Source organism: Psychrobacter sp. bablab_jr014 (assembly GCF_016464015.1).
Taxonomy (GTDB): domain Bacteria; phylum Pseudomonadota; class Gammaproteobacteria; order Pseudomonadales; family Moraxellaceae; genus Psychrobacter.
Window position 1 is genome coordinate 14,042 of record NZ_JACDXT010000001.1, and the last position, 18,946, is coordinate 32,987.

General features: G+C 47.8%; 15 protein-coding genes. 3 read left to right on the plus strand and 12 right to left on the minus strand.

Annotated features, from left to right (window positions below):
• Positions 1 to 161: 161 nt before the first annotated feature.
• Complete coding sequence (locus JIE71_RS00050) at positions 162 to 1,502, plus strand: S1C family serine protease (protein WP_199506686.1); 1,341 nt, start codon at positions 162 to 164, stop codon at positions 1,500 to 1,502.
• Between the two features lie 144 nt (positions 1,503 to 1,646).
• Here JIE71_RS00050 and yfaE read toward each other — a convergent pair whose 3' ends face one another.
• From yfaE to JIE71_RS00110, 12 genes are all read right to left on the minus strand, one after another.
• Complete coding sequence (gene yfaE, locus JIE71_RS00055; protein ID WP_199506687.1) at positions 1,647 to 1,913, minus strand: class I ribonucleotide reductase maintenance protein YfaE; 267 nt, start codon at positions 1,911 to 1,913, stop codon at positions 1,647 to 1,649.
• Positions 1,914 to 2,016: 103 nt separating this feature from the next.
• On the minus strand, positions 2,017 to 3,150 hold the full coding sequence (gene nrdB / locus JIE71_RS00060; RefSeq protein ID WP_199506688.1) for a class Ia ribonucleoside-diphosphate reductase subunit beta: 1,134 nt from the start codon (positions 3,148 to 3,150) through the stop codon (positions 2,017 to 2,019).
• A 177-nt stretch (positions 3,151 to 3,327) separates the two neighbouring features.
• Entirely contained in the window at positions 3,328 to 3,687 is a 360-nt protein-coding gene (locus JIE71_RS00065) for a hypothetical protein (RefSeq protein ID WP_199506689.1), read from the minus strand.
• Positions 3,688 to 3,781: 94 nt separating this feature from the next.
• Entirely contained in the window at positions 3,782 to 4,930 is a 1,149-nt protein-coding gene (locus JIE71_RS00070) for a hypothetical protein (RefSeq protein ID WP_199506690.1), read from the minus strand.
• 115 nt (positions 4,931 to 5,045) lie between these two features.
• Positions 5,046 to 7,325, minus strand: coding sequence for a class 1a ribonucleoside-diphosphate reductase subunit alpha (nrdA, locus tag JIE71_RS00075; protein ID WP_199506691.1), 2,280 nt, complete (start codon positions 7,323 to 7,325; stop codon positions 5,046 to 5,048).
• A 493-nt stretch (positions 7,326 to 7,818) separates the two neighbouring features.
• Positions 7,819 to 8,178, minus strand: a complete 360-nt coding sequence (locus JIE71_RS00080; RefSeq protein WP_199506692.1) for a YbeD family protein — start codon at positions 8,176 to 8,178, stop codon at positions 7,819 to 7,821.
• Positions 8,179 to 8,299: 121 nt separating this feature from the next.
• Complete coding sequence (locus JIE71_RS00085) at positions 8,300 to 9,226, minus strand: bestrophin family protein (protein ID WP_199506693.1); 927 nt, start codon at positions 9,224 to 9,226, stop codon at positions 8,300 to 8,302.
• Between the two features lie 189 nt (positions 9,227 to 9,415).
• A complete protein-coding gene (gene map, locus JIE71_RS00090) occupies positions 9,416 to 10,189 on the minus strand; it encodes a type I methionyl aminopeptidase (protein WP_199506694.1) in 774 nt (257 codons plus the stop codon).
• Positions 10,182 to 10,388, minus strand: coding sequence for a ParD-like family protein (locus tag JIE71_RS00095; protein WP_199506695.1), 207 nt, complete (start codon positions 10,386 to 10,388; stop codon positions 10,182 to 10,184). Before JIE71_RS00095 ends, map begins: the two co-directional genes overlap by 8 nt.
• Before the next feature lie 184 nt (positions 10,389 to 10,572).
• Positions 10,573 to 12,462, minus strand: coding sequence for an RNA polymerase sigma factor RpoD (gene rpoD, locus JIE71_RS00100; RefSeq protein ID WP_199506696.1), 1,890 nt, complete (start codon positions 12,460 to 12,462; stop codon positions 10,573 to 10,575).
• Positions 12,463 to 12,893: 431 nt separating this feature from the next.
• The gene (locus tag JIE71_RS00105) at positions 12,894 to 15,023 is read right to left on the minus strand and encodes a DNA primase (RefSeq protein ID WP_199506697.1); all 2,130 of its coding nucleotides are present in this window, start codon (positions 15,021 to 15,023) and stop codon (positions 12,894 to 12,896) included.
• Positions 15,024 to 15,274: 251 nt separating this feature from the next.
• Positions 15,275 to 16,438 (minus strand): outer membrane protein assembly factor BamD, encoded by a 1,164-nt coding sequence (locus JIE71_RS00110; RefSeq protein ID WP_199506783.1) that lies wholly within the window; start codon positions 16,436 to 16,438, stop codon positions 15,275 to 15,277.
• Positions 16,439 to 17,004: 566 nt separating this feature from the next.
• Here JIE71_RS00110 and JIE71_RS00115 point away from each other — a divergent pair.
• Both JIE71_RS00115 and JIE71_RS00120 read left to right on the plus strand, forming a co-directional pair.
• On the plus strand, positions 17,005 to 18,057 hold the full coding sequence (locus tag JIE71_RS00115) for an RluA family pseudouridine synthase (RefSeq protein ID WP_416231991.1): 1,053 nt from the start codon (positions 17,005 to 17,007) through the stop codon (positions 18,055 to 18,057).
• Positions 18,058 to 18,060: 3 nt separating this feature from the next.
• Entirely contained in the window at positions 18,061 to 18,915 is an 855-nt protein-coding gene (locus JIE71_RS00120) for a polyphenol oxidase family protein (RefSeq protein WP_199506699.1), read from the plus strand.
• Positions 18,916 to 18,946: the final 31 nt, after the last annotated feature.

Genomic DNA, 18,946 nt, shown 5'->3' on the forward strand with positions numbered 1-18,946 from the left:
TATCTTAACATAGGCAGCAAAAAGCCCGATAACTTCACTAACTGAATAAATACACGATACGTTACTATTCCTAGGGTGCGACCGTTATAATTTGAAAGCCAACCGCACCATGTTTACACTATTTTGTGTCGTCTATTTCATTTATGTACTGAGGTTTTTGTATGTCTGCACCCAATAACAATCGTAATACGCCTTTTTTCCGCTGGTTGCCTTGGGCACTGCTTGCCGCTGCGGTTGTGGTCGCGATTTGGTTATTTATCAATACAAAAAGTGCCTCAGAGGAGACGTGGCAGCCGCCGAGGACACCCGAAGCGGAAAAAATCACCCCGCCGCCTGTGAGCAGTACCGCGCCTGCGGTCAGCTCGTACCATGATGCCGTAGCGCGTGCGGCGCAATCGGTGGTCAATATCTACACCACCCAAAGCATGGCGGAAAACCCGTATATGAATGACCCCGTGCTGCGCCGATTTTTCGAGTATCATAATGGCGTGCCAAGTGACCAAGGCGAAACCAATTTAGGCTCAGGCGTCATCGTGTCCGATGATGGCTATATCGTCACCAACGCGCACGTGGTCGAAAAGGCGGACGAAATCATCGTCGGTCTGAATGATGGGCGTAAAAGCCGCGCAACGGTGGTCGGTGCTGACCCTGACAGTGACCTTGCAGTAATTAAAGTCGATATGAAAGGGCTGACGCCGCTTGCGTTCCGTGAAGCGCCTATTCAAGTCGGTGATGTGGCGCTGGCGATTGGTAACCCCTTTGGTGTTGGGCAGACCGTAACGCAAGGCATCATCTCAGCGACAGGGCGTACAGGTCTTGGTGTCAATAAGTTTGAGGACTTTATCCAGACCGATGCCGCGATTAACCCTGGTAACTCAGGCGGCGCGCTCGTCGATGCCAGTGGCGAGCTGGTGGGTATCAACACCGTGATTTTCTCCAAGTCGGGCGGCTCGATGGGTATTGGCTTTGCCATTCCGACCGCACTCGTTGAGCAGGTGATGACCGCGCTGATTAAAGACGGCCGCGTCAGTCGTGGCTGGCTGGGTATCGAGATTCAATCCCAGCTGCGTGACCCCACGCAATTAGAAACCTCAACAGGGGTCGAGGTGCTCAATGTCGTACCCAATGGTCCAGCAGCAAAAAGCGGTCTAAAAGTAGGCGATATTATCCTAAGTATCGACGGCGTTGAGATGACCGATGCCAATACCTTGGTGCAATATGTGGCACGTAAACCGCTCAATACCAAGCTCAATACCCAAGTATTGCGCGGCGGTAAAACGGTACAGGTAGAAATCACCCTGACCGCCCGTCCACAACAAGAAGAAAGCCCCGCGCAGCCTGCGTCGTTTGAGGGCGACTTTAATAATGACATGGGGGCGCAAGATGAAATCCAAGAAGCGCCCACCATGTCAGAGGCAGAACGTCTACGCCTGCGTGAAGAGCTGCTACAATTGTTTGAACAAAATGGCATGGGGCAGCCACAACAACAGCCCACACAATAAAGGTAACGTATAGGTTGCGCTCGAGGCATAAAACGCAATTGAATCTATAAACCCGCCATAAAAAAGCGCCCGTTAATGATAGCGGGCGCTTTTTTATGGTTTTGCCTTTCGATCATCTCAATCATCAAGCCATTCAACAGGCAATTAATCAATAATCAACTCTTCATTAATATGAATCACGCCTTGGACGCGGCAGCAGCAGGGCAATATTTCGTCTTCATCAACCATTGCCAGTGGGTGAGTCACATACTCAATCGGCTCAGAGTGCGCAATCTTTTGTACGCGGCAGCTGCCACAGTAGCCTTCGCGGCACTGATAATTGATATTGTGCCCAGTACGCAGTAAGCCGTCTAGCAAGGTCTCGCTATCGTGCAAATAAAAGCGCTGTTTGCTGGTCACTACCCACGTCATTGCCCAATCTCCTGATGGTTGTTTTTATTGGTATTTTTTGCCTTGATGATAGCGCGCCCACATGACAGCGATATGTCATCGACGCGCTAATCACACCTAAAAATTACAGCTCAAAGTCGTCAAAGTCACTGTTAGACAAGTCAGAATCAATCTGCCCCACCAAGTACGAGCTGATTTCCGTCTCTTGCGGCGCAACCTGCACATTATCAGACGACAGCCATGTGTTAATCCACGGAATCGGGTTTGATTTTGAATGCGGGAACGCTGCTGGCAAGCCCACCGCTTCCATACGCAAGTTGGTGATGTACTCGACATACTGGCACAAGATGTCTTTGTTGAGACCAATCATCGAGCCGTCTTTAAACAAGTAGCCCGCCCAGTCTTTTTCTTGTTCGGCGGCTTTACGGAAAATTTCAATACTCTCTTCACGGCATTCTTCGGCAATCTCTGCCATTTCAGGGTCGTCTTTGCCGTTACGCATGAGGTTAATCATGTGCTGTGAGCCTGTCAGATGCAGCGCCTCATCACGGGCAATCAGCTTGATAATCTTGGCATTGCCTTCCATCAGCTTGCGCTCGGCAAAGGCAAATGAGCAGGCGAACGACACATAAAAACGAATCGCCTCTAACACATTGACCGCCATAATGCACAGATACAGCTGTTTTTTAAGGCTGCGCAAGTCAACGGTGATTTGCTCGCCATTGACCGTATGCGTGCCCGCGCCGTATAGGCTGTATAGCTGGCTGTTGCGGTACAAGTCATCATAGTAGTGGGCGATGTCTGAGGCACGCTCTAGGATGTTGCCATTTTCCATGATGTCGTCAAACACAACGCTTGGGTCATTGACGATATTGCGGATGATGTGCGTATAGCTGCGCGAGTGGATGGTCTCAGAAAACGACCACGTCTCAATCCATGTCTCTAGCTCAGGGATAGACACCAGCGGCAACAGCACCACGTTTGGGCTGCGACCTTGAATCGAGTCGAGTAGGGTCTGGTACTTAAGGTTGCTCAAAAAGATATGCTGCTCATGCGATGACAAGTTACCAAAATCCATGCGGTCGCGCGACACATCGACCTCTTCGGGACGCCAAAAAAAGCTGAGCTGCTTTTCAATCAGCTGCTCAAAGATGGGGTGCTTTTGCTGGTCGTAGCGCGCCACGTTGACGGGCTGACCGAAGAACATCGGCTCGCTCAAAGCATTGTTTGGGGTTTGACAAAAGATTGAGTAAGTCATGGCATTGCCTTTTTGGGGTTTTCGGTTTTTGTGTAAAGTAAATGAGTTATAGAGCGCTATGCAGTCGCTCGATTAAACGTTATTTTTCTTGCTTGCTGTGACTTCGTCTCCAGAGGCTACGAAAAATAATGTTTAATCTCGCTCTATCGTCTTAAGGTCAAACGTACAATATATAAACTATAAGTTATCTAACGCTATCTGCGCTGAGCCTTGTCCATCATTGATATATGCCTTGAGCATTTCGCTCAGCTCGCTGTCATCAAGCGCCTCTAGCTCATCAAGCGCTTTCTCCCGCGCTGCTTCTTGATGACTGGTGTCCACCGCACGTGGGGCGGGTGGCGTTTTTTTTGCGGGGCGCTTGGCGGTCTTTTTTGGCGCTTTTGCCGCAGGCTTTGGCACGTCATCGGTATCTAACTGCTGGCGAACACTTGCCATATCAACGGTCACTTGGACGACATGAGCGCGGTCGTCGTCTAGGTCTGAAAATACATTAGGAATAAACAAGCCACCATCTTTGATGATTGCGGTATATTGCACACGACCTCCGTTTTTGAGTGTTGGTTTGCGGTTAGGGTTAAAGAGCGAGACCTAACTTATTTCAAATAGTTGAGTGTTACAAAGTTTATCCAGCCTACGATGACTTGCCTTTATTGGTTATTGAGCTTAATAAGTTTGTGATTTGATCGAGACCATCAAACGTATTAGGCATTTGATCCTCGTTAGCTACTATAGGTGCAAAAATAACTTTTTCAAAATTATCAAAGCTTTCCTTCATTCCTTCTCTTAAACCCTCAGTATCTAAATTATAGTTATGTATAAACTGGCAAAGTGTTATACGTAGATCTATTTGAAGTATTTGAGAGCGAATAGACTTTATATTAGAAAGAGATATTCTAAAAAAGTATAAAATAACAAGTAGTAAAAAAATAGTAGAAACAGTAGCAGTGATAAATATAAGGTTATTTATATTTTCTTGACTTAAGTAAAATATTGACCATAAAAATTTTGCTATAATAATTAGTATTATACAGCCCATTAGTATCCGATATATTGTTTTTTCATCGTCCATTTCCTTTTTCTTTACGTCTTTCAAAGATGTAAAACCTTTCGATAGAGATACGAAATTATATTCGCTTCTCTGCTCTTCTAGAGTGTTTTTAAGATCTTGTGTTTGCTTAAGAAGTTTTTTACTTGTTTCTATATTCTTCGTTATTACATCTTCATTTTCCTGTAACTTCTTGATATTTTCCAATGATTCTTTACTCAAGTTTTGCTTTAAATGAATATCAAAAACTCTTTTTGGTATAGAGAACCATAAAAATGATAATCTTTTGAAAGAATCATCTGATAATATATCAGAATAATACTGGAAATCTTGGACTGTTTTATTTAAGTAATTTTTAATTCCTGTCTCTGTACATATGAGAGATGCTTCATATATATCCGCATATATAGTTACATAAATAGCATCTACTAATTCTTTGAATTTAAATCCATTTAGACTTTTTTCATTTTCTGCCCTGAGTATTGTGTGATTGTAAGATGACAGCAAATTACCAGATGCTGCAATATGTACATCAGTCCAACTATTATACTCCAAGTCTGCTTTGTCTAAAAAATCGGTTATATTTTCATCAATGACGTTCAAAAAGTGAACAAGTATTTCTACTAGTTTTTTTAATTCTTTCGATAGCGATTCTTTTGAAAGCTCTTCAATTAATATATCACACAGTATTTTTCTTAGATTCTTAAATTCCGAACTACTGTATTTATAAAGCATATTTATATCTTCTATAGGGTTTATTTTAAATAGAAATATAAAGCTATTTTCTTAATTCCCAAACACAACTTCTTAAACAACGAACCCAGCCCCACAGCCGAGTTCGCTTTTTTATTTACAACTTACACGCGCCGCCAGCACAGCCGTCATCTTCCATATCCGCTTGGGCATCGTTCGCGCCGTCACGGGTATTGTGGTAGTACAGCGTTTTTACGCCCAGCTTATACGCGGTCAATAGATCTTTTAACAAGACTTTCATCGGTACGCGCTGACCCTCAAAGCGGGCGGGGTCGTAGTTGGTGTTCGCCGAGATGCTTTGGTCGATAAACTTTTGCATGATGGCGACCAGTTTTAGATAGCCGTCATTGCTTGGCATTTGCCACAGTAGCTCGTATTGGTTCTTGAGCGTGTTAATCTCAGGCACGACTTGTTTTAGGATGCCGTCTTTTGATGCCTTGATAGAGACCAGACCGCGTGGCGGCTCGATGCCATTGGTCGCGTTGGCAATCTGACTTGAGGTTTCAGAGGGCATCAGCGCCGATAGGGTCGAGTTGCGCAGACCGTGTTCGGTGATGCTGCTGCGTAGCGCTTCCCAATCGAGATGTAGCGGCTCTTGGCAGATGCCGTCCAAATCCTTTTTATAGGTGTCAATCGGCAAGATGCCTTGCGAGTACGTGGTCTCGTTAAAGGCAGGGCACGCGCCTTTTTCTTGTGCCAGTTTGTTTGAGGCTTTTAGCAAGTAGTATTGCAACGCTTCAAAGGTCTGGTGCGTGAGTCCAAGCGCACTGTCGTCCGAGTAGCGTGCGCCATTTTTGGCAAGGTAGTAGGCGTAGTTGATGACGCCCACACCGAGCGTGCGGCGGCGCATACTGCCATTTTCGGCAGCGGCGACAGGGTAGTCTTGATAGTCAAGCAGAGCATCAAGGGCGCGGACGATCAGCTCGGCTGGCTCTTCGATGTCGCTCACGTTGTCGACTTTACCAAGGTTGACAGCAGACAGCGTACAGAGCGCAATCTCGCCTGTTTCGTCATTGATGTTGTCCAACGGGCTGGTCGGTAGCGCGATTTCCATGCACAGGTTTGACTGGCGAATCGGCGCAACTTTGGCATCAAAAGGGCTGTGCGTGTTGCAGTGGTCGACGTTTTGGATATAGATGCGACCTGTGCTCGCGCGCTCTTGCATCATCAGGCTGAATAGGTCAGCGGCTGGGATTTGGCGCTTGCGGATGCTCTCGTCTTGCTCATATTGAGTGTATAGCGCTTCGAATTTGTCTTGATCTTCAAAGAATGCATCATACAGACCAGGTACGTCTGAAGGTGAGAACAGGCTGATGGCTTGTCCTTTAATCAGGCGCGTGTATAGCGTTTTGTTAATCTGTACGCCGTAGTCCATGTGGCGCACGCGGTTGTCTTCGACGCCGCGGTTGTTTTTGAGCACCAGTAGCGACTCAACTTCTAAATGCCATAGCGGATAGAATAGGGTCGCTGCGCCGCCACGTACGCCGCCTTGTGAACAGCATTTGACCGCCGTTTGGAACAATTTATAAAACGGGATACAGCCTGTGTGCTGCGCTTCGCCGCCACGGATAGGGCTACCCAATGCACGGATGCGACCTGCGTTGATGCCGATGCCTGCGCGCTGAGACACATAGCGGACGATGGCGCTGGTGGTGGCGTTGATAGAGTCAAGGCTGTCGCCGCACTCAATCAAGACGCACGAGCTGAACTGGCGCGATGGCGTACGCACGCCTGACATGATGGGCGTAGGCAGTGAGATTTTGAACTGTGACGCGGCGTCATAAAAGCGCTTGACGAAGTCTAGGCGCGTGTCCTTGTCGTAGTTTGAAAACAGGCACATACCGACCAGCATGTAAAGGAACTGCGGGCTTTCAAAGACTTTTTTGCTCACGCGGTCTTGCACAAGGTACTTGCCCGCCATTTGCTCAACGGCAGCGTAGGCAAGGTTCATATCGCGCCAATGGTCGATATAGTCGTCCAGCTCGTCAAATTCAGCCTTGCTGTAGTCGGCGAGGATGTGCTCGTCATACTTGCCCGCGTCGGTCAATGTTTGCACATGGTCAAGCAGGTGCGGCGGGGTAAAGGTGTTATACGCAATCTTACGCAGATGAAAAATCGCCAAACGCGCTGCTAAGTACTGATAGTCTGGGGTGTTTTCAGAGATGAGGTCAGCGGCAGACTTGATGATGGTCTCATGAATATCGCGAGTCTTGATGCCTTCATAAAACTGAATGTGCGACTTTAGCTCCACTTGCGACACCGACACATTGTCCAAATCATGTGCTGCCCACGTGATTACCTTATGGATTTTGTCCAGATTAATCGGCTCTAGACGTCCGTCACGTTTGGTCACTTGAAGCTTGTCAATATGTGTCATGGTGTCCTCATGGATTGATGGTGCAAAAGTGCTGAGAGGCTATAATTCATCTCAGCCTAAAGTCATACGCTGTCTATAGTTAGGCAAAAATAGCCGTGAATTTTAGGCAATACAAAGCCGCTATCTACTGTTCGTTTTTTGAACAATAAATACTATATATAGCGTTCGTTGTTGTTTGTAGGCACAATATAGCGGGATTTTTTTTAAAATACTAGATTGATTTTAGCCAGATAATATGTTGGACGTACCAAAAATTTGGCTTGATTTTTCGCAATGAAAGAGCGCATAAGGGCTAAGCGGTTTTTGTAAAAAATTAAATTTTTTTGTGCTTATTTTTGCCCTGCTTAAATGAGCTATCAAAAGGCGTGAGTAGCGCAAAGGGCGCTGATTGTAGCGCAAAATGCAGCAAATCGCCAGCCATTCGCGTGACGATTGTGCTTATATAAAAACTTAGGTAAAACTGGCAATAAAAACAGCAGAGAGGATAGGCGCGTTACAGCACCATACGTACCGTTTTGGCGTTATCAAGTGCCGCATACAATTCATTGACCTGTTCGGCTGAGGTCAAGTGCAGATTGACGCGTACTGAATGAAAGCGGTTGGTTTTTGAGGGTTTGACTTCCATTGAAGCAAAATCAAACTCAGGGAACATGCCGCCCAAAATAAGCTTTAGCTCATTGAGTAGCGTGTCGTGCTCGCCTTCGTGCCCGATGATGCTCATCGGATAGTTCATCGGAAAATCCCACAGCTCAGGATTTTGGATGTCGGTTTTTTTGCCGCGGATGCCTTTGGCTGCGCCAATCGCGTTGATATTCAGCGCTTTATTGGTTTTGTTGTCGTTGTTTTGACTCATAATAAATGCCTTGTTTTGACGGTATCAATAAAATGGGTAGTAAGTGCCCTTGTTTATAATGGCACGTTGTGCATTATTCAAGCGCACATAATGAGTGCTTGAGTGCTAAGTACTAGAAGGGCTAAGGCAAATAGCCACTCACAGGCGCGATATCGGGTGGTACATGGCCCTCATTTAAGGCCTCTAACAGATTGACCTCAATCGTGCGCGATAAGGCAAGCAACGGCAACTGATTGGCGGCCATACCAAAGGGATCTTCAAGCTCTTCGCTCAGCGCGTCCAAACCAAAAAACGTATAGGCAATCACCGCGCAGACAAACGGCGTCGTCCAGCCCATCGACGCCACCAAACCAAAGGGCAGCATAATACAATAAATATAAGTGGTGCGGTGCACGAGCAGCATATAGGCAAAGGGCAGCGGCGTGTTTAAGATGCGCTCACACGCAGCAAGCACAACGGTCATCGAGTTTAAGCGCTCATCCATATTTTGGATGATTTGTTCAGAGACCATTTGTTGGCGGCGGACATTGCCCAGCGTTTTACCAAGCATGCGCATGATGCCGTCAGGGACATTGCGTACATTTTGTAGCTGTGTAAGCTGCTCAGGCGTCATGTAGGGCGCAATATCCGTCCACGGTGCGGTGCCACGCAAACGGTGACGCACAGCATGGGTAAAGGCAATGGTCAGATGAATCATTGTGCGCTGGGCGTGTTGTCCTGCCTCGGTATCGCTATCAATATAAGAGATGACTTGACGGGCAAAGCTACGCGCATCGTAAACGAGCTGACCCCATAGTGTGCGCGCTTCCCACCAGCGCTGATAGCTGGCATTGTTGCGAAAGCCCAAAAACAATGACAGCGCAATGCCCAATAAGGTAAACATCGCGGTACTGTAATAGGGAAAGGATTTGGGCAACTCATGCTGAATGATGGTCACGATTAAACTCAGCAGCGTGACCAGTAGAATCTGCGGATAGATTTTGGGAATAATTGAGCCGCGTAAGGTAAAGAAAATTCTTAATGGGTGCGGTTGTTGGCGGACAATCATAGCGTTTCCTAGTGCAGGCAGGTATAAAAGCGGACAATGCGCTTACTGAGTGTGAACATTACCGCGCCCTATGATAGCAGCAATTTTTTATAAGCCAACAATATAATGGTCATCAGAAATATAAAAAGGGACAAGCGCTTGTTAAACTTGTCCCTTCTTGTATGCCTACATATACTCAAAAATTTAGCATTAAACCATTTCTTCTTCCCGCAGCGTCAACACTTCATAGCCGTCCGCCGTCACAGCGATGGTGTGTTCCCACTGGGCAGAGAGTTTTTTGTCCGCCGTGACCACCGTCCAGCCGTCTTTTTTCATTTTGATTTTGGCCTTGCCTTGGTTAATCATTGGCTCGATGGTAAAGGTCATGCCTTCTTCTAACACCAAGCCCTTGCCTGCGCGTCCATAGTGCAGCACTTCGGGCTGCTCGTGCATCTCGCGCCCGATGCCGTGTCCGCAGTATTCCCGAACAACCGAGTAGCCATTTTTTTCGGCGTGGCTTTGGATGGCATGCCCGACATCGCCGAGCGTCGCGCCTGCTTTTACCACACGGATACCTGCCCACATCGCGGCATAAGTCTCGTCCACAAGGCGCTTAGCTAACGGCATGACCTCGCCAATCATATACATTTTGCTGGAGTCGGCGATAAAGCCATTTTTTTCTAAGGTAATATCGACATTGACGATATCGCCTGATTTGAGCGTCTGCGTGTCTGAGGGCACGCCGTGGCATACCACCTGATTGACCGAACTATTGAGTACATATTGATAGTCGTATTGACCTTTGCTGGCAGGTCGTGACTGTAACTCATCGACGATGTAGCGCTCCGCCAAGTCATTAATCGCCATCGTGGTGATGCCTGCGCTGATGTGCTGGTCTAAATAAGCAAAAACTGATGCCAGTAAGCGTCCAGATTCACGCATCAAATCAAGCTCTTCTGGGGTTTTTAAGGAGATATTAGCCATCAATTAAGTTCCTTACATTCACATCGGCGTGTTTTAGTTGCTCGTTAATGATATCAGTGTAGGACAGATGCGGGTTGGCTTCGGCGAGCATGCCTATTTTTATCCAATATTCCGCCTGTGCGTTAATTGAGCGCACCATAACGCTGCTGGCTTTACGAATCTCTTCGTGCAGCGTGTCATCAATTTTTACAATACCCATAAGTTTTCCAATATATGAAACGTATACGGAATATATATACTTTATAGTGCTGTTTCAAATGAAGGGTTGAACGCTCGCTCTGGTTCATTGCTTTGCGCTTTTATTAAATAAAGGCCATAAAAAAAGCCGAGACTCAGCTCGACTTTTTTATCAGTTATTTATTAATCAAAGCGCAAAGCAAGTCCTAGTCGTTTTCTAAGAAAGAACGTAAGTGCTCAGAGCGCGATGGGTGACGCAGTTTACGCAAGGCTTTTGCCTCAATCTGACGGATACGCTCACGCGTTACATCAAATTGCTTGCCGACTTCTTCTAACGTGTGGTCGGTCGGCATGTCGATACCAAAGCGCATTTTTAGTACGCGCGCTTCACGTTCGGTGAGGTTGCCCAATACGTCGCGAGTGGCTTCACGCAGACCCGCTGAGGTGGCATCATCGACAGGACTTGAGATGGTCGAGTCCTCAATAAAGTCGCCTAGGTGTGAGTCTTCATCATCACCAATAGGGGTTTCCATTGAAATCGGCTCTTTGGCGATTTTGAGCACTTTACGGACTTTGACTTCGTCCATCTCTAAACGCTCGCCCAATTCCTCAGGCGTTGGTTCGCGTCCCATTTCTTGTAGCAGCTGACGTGAGACGCGGTTGATTTTGTTAATCGTCTCAATCATGTGTACAGGGATACGGATGGTGCGCGCTTGGTCAGCGATAGAGCGGGTAATCGCCTGACGAATCCACCATGTGGCATAGGTTGAGAACTTATAACCACGGCGGTATTCAAATTTATCCACCGCTTTCATCAAACCAATGTTACCTTCTTGAATCAAATCCAAGAACTGTAGACCACGGTTGGTATATTTTTTCGCGATAGAAATCACCAGACGCAAGTTTGCCTCGACCATTTCTTTTTTGGCGCGGCGGGCTTTGGCTTCACCGATTGCCATACGGCGGGCGACGTCTTTCATGTCGTGGATTTCCATGTCGAGCTTTTGCTCGTAGTCACGGATTTTGCGCTGTAAGATAATAACGTCATCAATCACTTTTTCTAGCGTTTCAGCAAAGGCAGGCTTGCCTTTTAGACGCTCAGTCAACCAATCAACGTTGGCTTCGTTACTTGGGAAGGTCTTACGGAACTCGGCGCGCGGCATACGACCACGGCGGATAACCAAACGCATGATTTGACGCTCGTGTTTGCGCACATCATCGTACACGTCATGCATCAGTGCCATGACTTGGTCAGAGAGGCGGTTATTTAGTTTGAGCATCATAAAGCGGTTGGCAAGCAGCCCATACGCGGCATCTGCTTGCACGCTGCCACGACCATAATCAATCAAAGCTTGCTTGGCGGCCGTGAATAGGGCTTCAATCTCTTCTAGACGAGCGCGTACTTCTTCAGGGTCAAGGCCGCTGCTTTCTTCTTCAGCATCGTCATCGTTATCTTCGATGTCGTCATCGTCGATATCGTCATCGTCTTCATCATCAAGGTCGGCTTTGCCATTACTTTTAGCTTTGATAACGGGCATTTTGTCGTCGGTATCGTCTGCAGCGTCATCGCCTGTTTCTGGATCCAAAAAGCCTGTGATGACGTCAGAGAGTTTTTTCTCGCCTTCTTGTACACGCTGATACTCATCAAGCACCAATTGCACCGTACCTGGCCAGTATGCCATCGCGTGCTGGACGTCACGGATACCTTCTTCAATACGCTTGGCAATCGCAATCTCACCTTCACGAGTCAGTAGGTCAACCGTACCCATCTCGCGCATATACATACGCACAGGGTCAGTGGTGCGACCAGGCTCCGTCTCGACCGATGCCAATACCGCTGCCGCTTCATCGGCTGCCATATCGTCATCGCTTGAGTCGTCATTCATTAAGATGTCGTCATCATCAGGCGCTGCTTCAAAGATTTTGATGCCCACATCGGTCAGCATCTGCACGATGTCTTCAATCTGGTCGCTTTCGGTGATGGATTCGGGCAGCTGGTCGTTTACCTCAGCATAGGTAAGGTATCCTTGCTCTTTACCCATTTGAATCAAGGTGGCCAGCTGAGAGGTAGGATGAGAAACTGACTTATCTTTCATAAATACTCGCTTTGCTTGCATCAGGCATGATTATAACACTGCTGCGCTTATAAGAATATGCGGCTTAACAGGTTGCGATGTGTTAAGGCCAGCCTTGGCGCGTCTCAGTGCTCATAAAAATGAGTTGATAAAATATAAAGGCTTAAAAACTACAATACAATGGCGCTGTGTTGCCATCTCAAAAACATCAAAAATACGACATGCAATACGGACATTAATAGGGCTTTGATAACAGACCAAAGGCTGAGCGCGCGTCATAACAGCGCATTTTAACACAGACCCTGTGATTTACACATGATGTTCCGACCGCGTGCATTCCTCTTTATAGTGGGGATGTTGCTGGCTTATTTAAAGGGGTAGCCTGCGTGTAGGCCAAATCCTTATACAGGCAGGCAACCACAAAAGTCGATATTACCGTTATTCATGTGCCATCAGCTCATCTGCGCCGATTGTTCAGCTTGTTTGGCGCGCAGCCAGTCGTTTAGGCATTGGCTTTGTTTACGCACAATCGCCAAGGTCACGGGATTGGGATTGCTGATTAAGGCTTGGGTCTTTTTTTGCAAATGACGGTTTAAGACTTGAGTCAACAGATTATCAATCAAATCATCAAAGTTTGACACCTCATGCTTGGATAAGGTGCGATAAAATTCTGCCCAACTGCGGCTTAATACCGCCTGCGTGTCGGCGCTTAGATTTGCCAAGATAAAATGCGCGCCCGCGTTGGTGTCTGCTGGTAAAAACGGCAAGCAGCGCTGTACCGTATTGACCACCTCAAAGAGCATTGGGTCTTGTAAATCTGCCCATGCCAGCGGACGCAAGGCATCAGCAGGCGCTTTTTGTTTAATATGCTGGGGCAGTGCGTCATTGATTCTCGCCTGTTGCCAAAGGCGCGTTAATACATCGTGGCGTAGCGCGTGCGGACAATACAAAAAGCACAGCTGCAACTGCTGACTGACGGTCATGCCGCTGTCAAAGTCTAACAGTGCGTCTTTGGCGGTGATGCTCGGTTTACGCTTGCCGCCCAGCTTTTGATAAATGTCATTGTTGAGCAAATATCGAAAGCTGCTGCCTTTAGGCAGGGCGGCGCTCAAGGCTTTGACCTGCGCCATCAGTTTGGCTTTGCCTTCAACAAGGCTTAAGTCGTAGCGCTCGCTTAAATAAGCATAAATGTATTGCGATAACGGCACGGCATGACGGATTTGCTCACGCATTGCCTCAGTACTGTGCGCCTTGATATAAGTATCAGGGTCGTGCGCATCAGGTAAAGTCAAAAAGCGTAGCTCTTTGTCATCGCTAAGAATCGGCAAGCTGACTTCAAGCGTGCGCCATGCGGCCTTTTGTCCCGCGCTATCACCATCAAAACATAAGGTTAGCGTAGGGTTGAGTGTGAGCAAGCGCGAGATTTGGCTTTCGTTAATCGCCGTACCCATTGACGCGACCGCGCCATAAATCCCCGCTTGATACAGCGCAATCACATCCATATACCCTTCGACGACCAGCCACGAGTCCGCACGCTGCTTGCGCGACTCATAGTAGCCATAGAGGACGTGCTGCTTATGAAACACAGGCGAGTCTGAGGAGTTAATATATTTGGGCTTAACCTCATTGTCCAGCGCGCGCCCAGCAAAGCCAATCACCCGCCCTTGATTGTCACGAATGGGAAAAATCACGCGGTCACGCAATAGGTCATAATCGCGCCCCGATTCAGAACGGCGCACCAGACCTAATGCGCGTAAGCCCTCGATGTCTTGCGGAAAGGCATGCTCTAAATGCTGCCAGCCAAAGGGCGCATAGCCCAGCATAAAGGTGTCAAGGCTGGCATCCGTAATGCCGCGACTTTGAAAATAATGCATCGCGTGCGGGTGGCTCGTTAAGCTTTGCCGATAAAACGCGGCAATACGCTCGAGTAGCTCGTATAGGTTGCCATCTGCCGCCGTCTCCGCGCCATTCATCATCGACATATCGGCGGGCAAGCCATTGTCAAAACTGACATCATAGCCCATGTCGTCGTAGCTGCTGTCTATACCATTATCGATATAGCCCGCGTCGCTGTCATCAATCATCGGTGGATAAGGCGCCGCGTCCATAGGCACGGCATCATGAGGATAGCCGCTGTCATGCGTCTCATATTCAGGTGCAGCGTCAGGAACAGAAAAAGCGGGCGCTTGCTCGCTATAGTTTGGCGGCGCGCTGGTAGGAGTAGGAAGAATAGGCGCTTTGGGTGCAGATTGTATGGGCGTGCGCTGGTAACTGACGTTTTTTTGTTCGTCTTTAGGCACTTCAATGCCTGTCTGGCGTGACAGTTCGTCAACCGCTTCCATAAAGGTTAGGTTTTCATAATCACGTAGAAAACCAATCGCATTGCCACCCACACCGCAACCAAAGCAGTGATAAATGTTTTTTTGTGGATTGACATAAAAGGAAGGGGACTTTTCGCCATGAAAGGGGCAACAGCCCTTAAACTCATTGCCCGCGCGTTTAAGCGTGGTGTGCCGCCCAATAATACTGACGAGGTCAGCTTGGCTGTTTAGTTGTTCTAAAATATGATTGGGGATACTCATATCAGCCAGCTTACCATCAAAAAAATAATCAGCACAAAGACTTATTTACCGCTTACTTTTAGTCGCTTTTTTAGGCATTAGTCACAAGATGTCTGTGACCATTATCACGTCATAGGGCGCAATAATACCGCTATCGATACACAATAAGACAGCACCACCTATCAAAAAGGACGAAAACTGAGCGATAAAAAAGGTCAACCGTGAAAAAAGTTGACCTTGTAGTATAACACGATAATGGGTTTTACCGAGGTTTAATCATCATCTATCATGTCGTCACTGGGTGCAAAACGGATGCGGCTATTACTGGTAGGGCGATTATCCGCACTGGCTTCTTTCGCCGCTTGGATGGCACTTGCTGGGCTGGTCGTTTGTTCAGTAGCATTGTCAGGCAGGTCTAAGCCAACATTCACACCGTCCCCATTTTGTAGGTTCATACTGCTTTGTGTAGCGGCGTCATCACTTGGTAGTCTGAGCTGGGCTGCATTGCGAATCATTTGTGTGCGTGTTGCCCCTGTATAGTCACCCGTTGCCGTAGCGCTGGCATCCATCCCTGAGCGACCCAATTTACCAAAAGTGACTTTGTTCAGCCATGAGCGCGCACGTTTGGTGGATACCTTGACTTGTCCATCATTGGTCAACCATTCAGGATAGTTGATTTGTAATAGTGTGCGGTATTCATTAGCCAGCTCCGTTAAGCCAAGCTGTTCATGACTGTACGCCAAAATAGCAATGGCTTCTGGTACAGATTGGCTCTGTGGGTAGTACTGAAAGACCCACTTAGCACGATTGGCAGCAGCCACATAGGCCTCACGCTCGATATACCATTTGGCAGCAGTCAACTCACTTTCGGCAAACTGGTTGTAAATAAAAGTCATGCGCTGCGCGGCGTCAGGTGTATAGGGGCTGTTTGGGTATTTACTGATCAGCTCCTGAAAGTTAGCAAAGGCAAGGCGCAAGTATGCGGTGTCACGCTCAGCTTGGTTTAAGTTAAATAGATTAAGACCGTCTGAGCTGCCTTCCATATTGGCCACGCCGCGCACGTAATAGGCGTAGCTGATTTGTGGGTTTGATGGATATAGGCGTATAAACTGCTCGGCACTGGCGGCGGCGTCTTCGTATTTGCCGTTTTCGTACTGCGCGTACATGGTGTCAAGCAGAGCTTGCTCAGCATATTGGCCTGTTGGATAAAAGGTGCGTAGATTCGTCAAGTCTTCGATAGCGGCGTTAAAATGCTCTTTATCAAGGCTGGTCACCGCATCGCGGTAGTAGCTTTGTTCTGACTTTTCGGCGGTGACGATGGCATCATCATTTTTGCCTGTTAAGTTCTTGAAGGTCTGACAGCCGACCAAATTGACGCTGAGCGCAAGCAAGGTTATTGATGATATTTTGATAAACGTGTTGCCAGCAGGGCGCATATTCCTCTCCAGTACCAAACGCATCATAGCAGCGCTATATGCCATATACAGATTAATAAAAAACAATAACCGTGATTTGTTATTCAAAGATTATTGAAAGCTCTGACTATCCTTGCCGCAGTTGGGCAGTCCATAGAGTCAGTGAGTGTCATCGTTATTTCTCGTGTGCCGAGCCAGTCATCATTATTATTAATGTATATGCTACGCAATAATGCCCGTATTCGACACAGACCGAGGCACAGTTTAGCACGAGTCTGTAAAGACGCGAGTAGAAATCATCAAACCTGCCTTGCAGATACAGTAAATTACTTGGATGTGACATTGTAGAGAGTTTTTGTATGTGCAATTGGCGCACTTATTGATAGGGTAGTGAAGAGAGGCATGATACACTATGCGGTTATTCAAGTGATGGCGCACTGATGCTGCCCATCCTAATCGACCAACCCGATGCTGCCCATCCTAATCGACCAACCCGAATTGATGATGCTATGACCACACCGATTTCACAACCTGCAACCAAAGATACCGATTTTAAGACCGATAATGACTTTGATGTCGATAATGACATGCTTGATGAGCCACTGTTTGATGACGATACCGAAGCACTCGATGATGACAATGAAGACGAAGCACAAGATTTAGATACGCCTGCTTCTGATGTTGTTGATATTCGTCATACGGTCACTGAGAATCAATCTGGACTGCGCATTGATAAGGTCGCATCATTGGCGTTGAGCGATTTTTCGCGCGCACAGCTGCAAGGCTGGCTGAGCGATGGTAGCCTTGTGTGCAATGGGACAACGCAAAAACCCAAATACCGCGTGCAGGCAGGTGATGAGCTGCATCTTAGTACCACGCTTGAGCAGCATGGCGCAGATTTGCCCGAAGATATCGATATCGATGTGGTCTATGAAGACGATGCGGTATTGGTGATTAATAAACCTGTCGGCATGGTCGTGCATCCAGGCGCGGGTAACCCAACGGGAACATTGGTCAATGCCTTGCTGTACCATTATCCTGCGCAGCACCATTTGCCACGTGCAGGCCTTGTGCACCGTATTGATAAAGACACCTCAGGGCTATTGCTGATCGGCAAAACCAAGCCTGCACAAATGGCACTGATGGAGCAGCTAAAAGACAAATCTGTGTACCGTCATTATCAATGTGTGGTCGCGGGCGATGCGGCAAGCCTCATGCGTCATCGGGTAATTGATGCGCCGATTGGCCGTCATCGAACCCAGCGTACCAAAATGACGGTGATGACCGCAGGTCGTGACGCGGTCACGCACTTGATGGACATTACACCGCTGAATGAAAACTACTGCCTTGTGGATGTTGGGCTAGAGACAGGACGCACGCATCAGATTCGTGTACACATGAGCCATATCGGGCATCCACTGGTGGGTGACCGTATGTATGGCGGTCGTCGTCAGCTGCGCTCAGGCTTGAGTGAAGTGCAGCGGCAGACAATTCAGCGCTTTCCGCGTCAGGCGCTGCACGCTTACGCGCTTGGTTTTGTACATCCTGTGACGGGGCAAGATATTGAGGTCACTGCACCACTGCCTGAAGACATGCTGGCGCTGATTGATGCGCTGGACGATGGCTTGACTGAGAGATAAATCATGCAAAATCGCGCGCCGTTACAGCGCTTGGCACAGAGTGAAACGTTACTAGTATTACAGACCACCACAGGGCTGACGACAGATACCGATATCACCACCACGCCCAATACACCCAGCTATGAAGCCTTTAACTTGGGGCTGCATGTGGGTGATGACGCTGCCGCTGTCCGTGCGCGCCGTATGCAACTGCTTGCCATGCTAAACCAAAATATAAGCAGACATGACACAAACGCACAGCCCATTACCAAAATACAATGGCTTAGCCAAGTGCATGGCGATACCATTTATGACGCGGACGCTGCTCCGAGTTTGCAAGCACCTGCTGCCGATGCGATGATAAGTAGCCGCGCAGGACAAGCATTAGCGATTATGACTGCTGATTGCGTGCCTGTGACCCTGTACCAGCCAACGACAGGAAAAATAGCCGCGATTCATGCAGGCTGGCAAGGGTTGGCAAATGGTATTATTGCTAAGACAGTCGCTCAATTTGACAGCACTGCGCCTATTTCTGCATGGATAGGGGCAAGCATCAGCCAAGATAATTATGAAGTCGGCATGGCAATGGCGCATAAGCTGTATGCAGGTTGCCAAGCGGCGCACAGCATCTCTGACATGAGCGAAGCGGACTTTATACAGCGTTATAGTGACGCCAAAACGATGGATACAGATAAGTGCCATATCAATTTGCCGCAGCTTGCCTTTGACCAATTGATACACGCAGGCGCGCACGTACAACATCCCATGCCTGTAGCGTGCAGTTATGCCAATGCAGATTATTATTCCTATCGTCGGCAAACGCATTTAGGGCAGCCTGCGACAGGACGTATGGCAATGATTATTGTGCGTTTGGCTTAGCATCGTTTGTAGCGGTTTTTATTTTTTATTT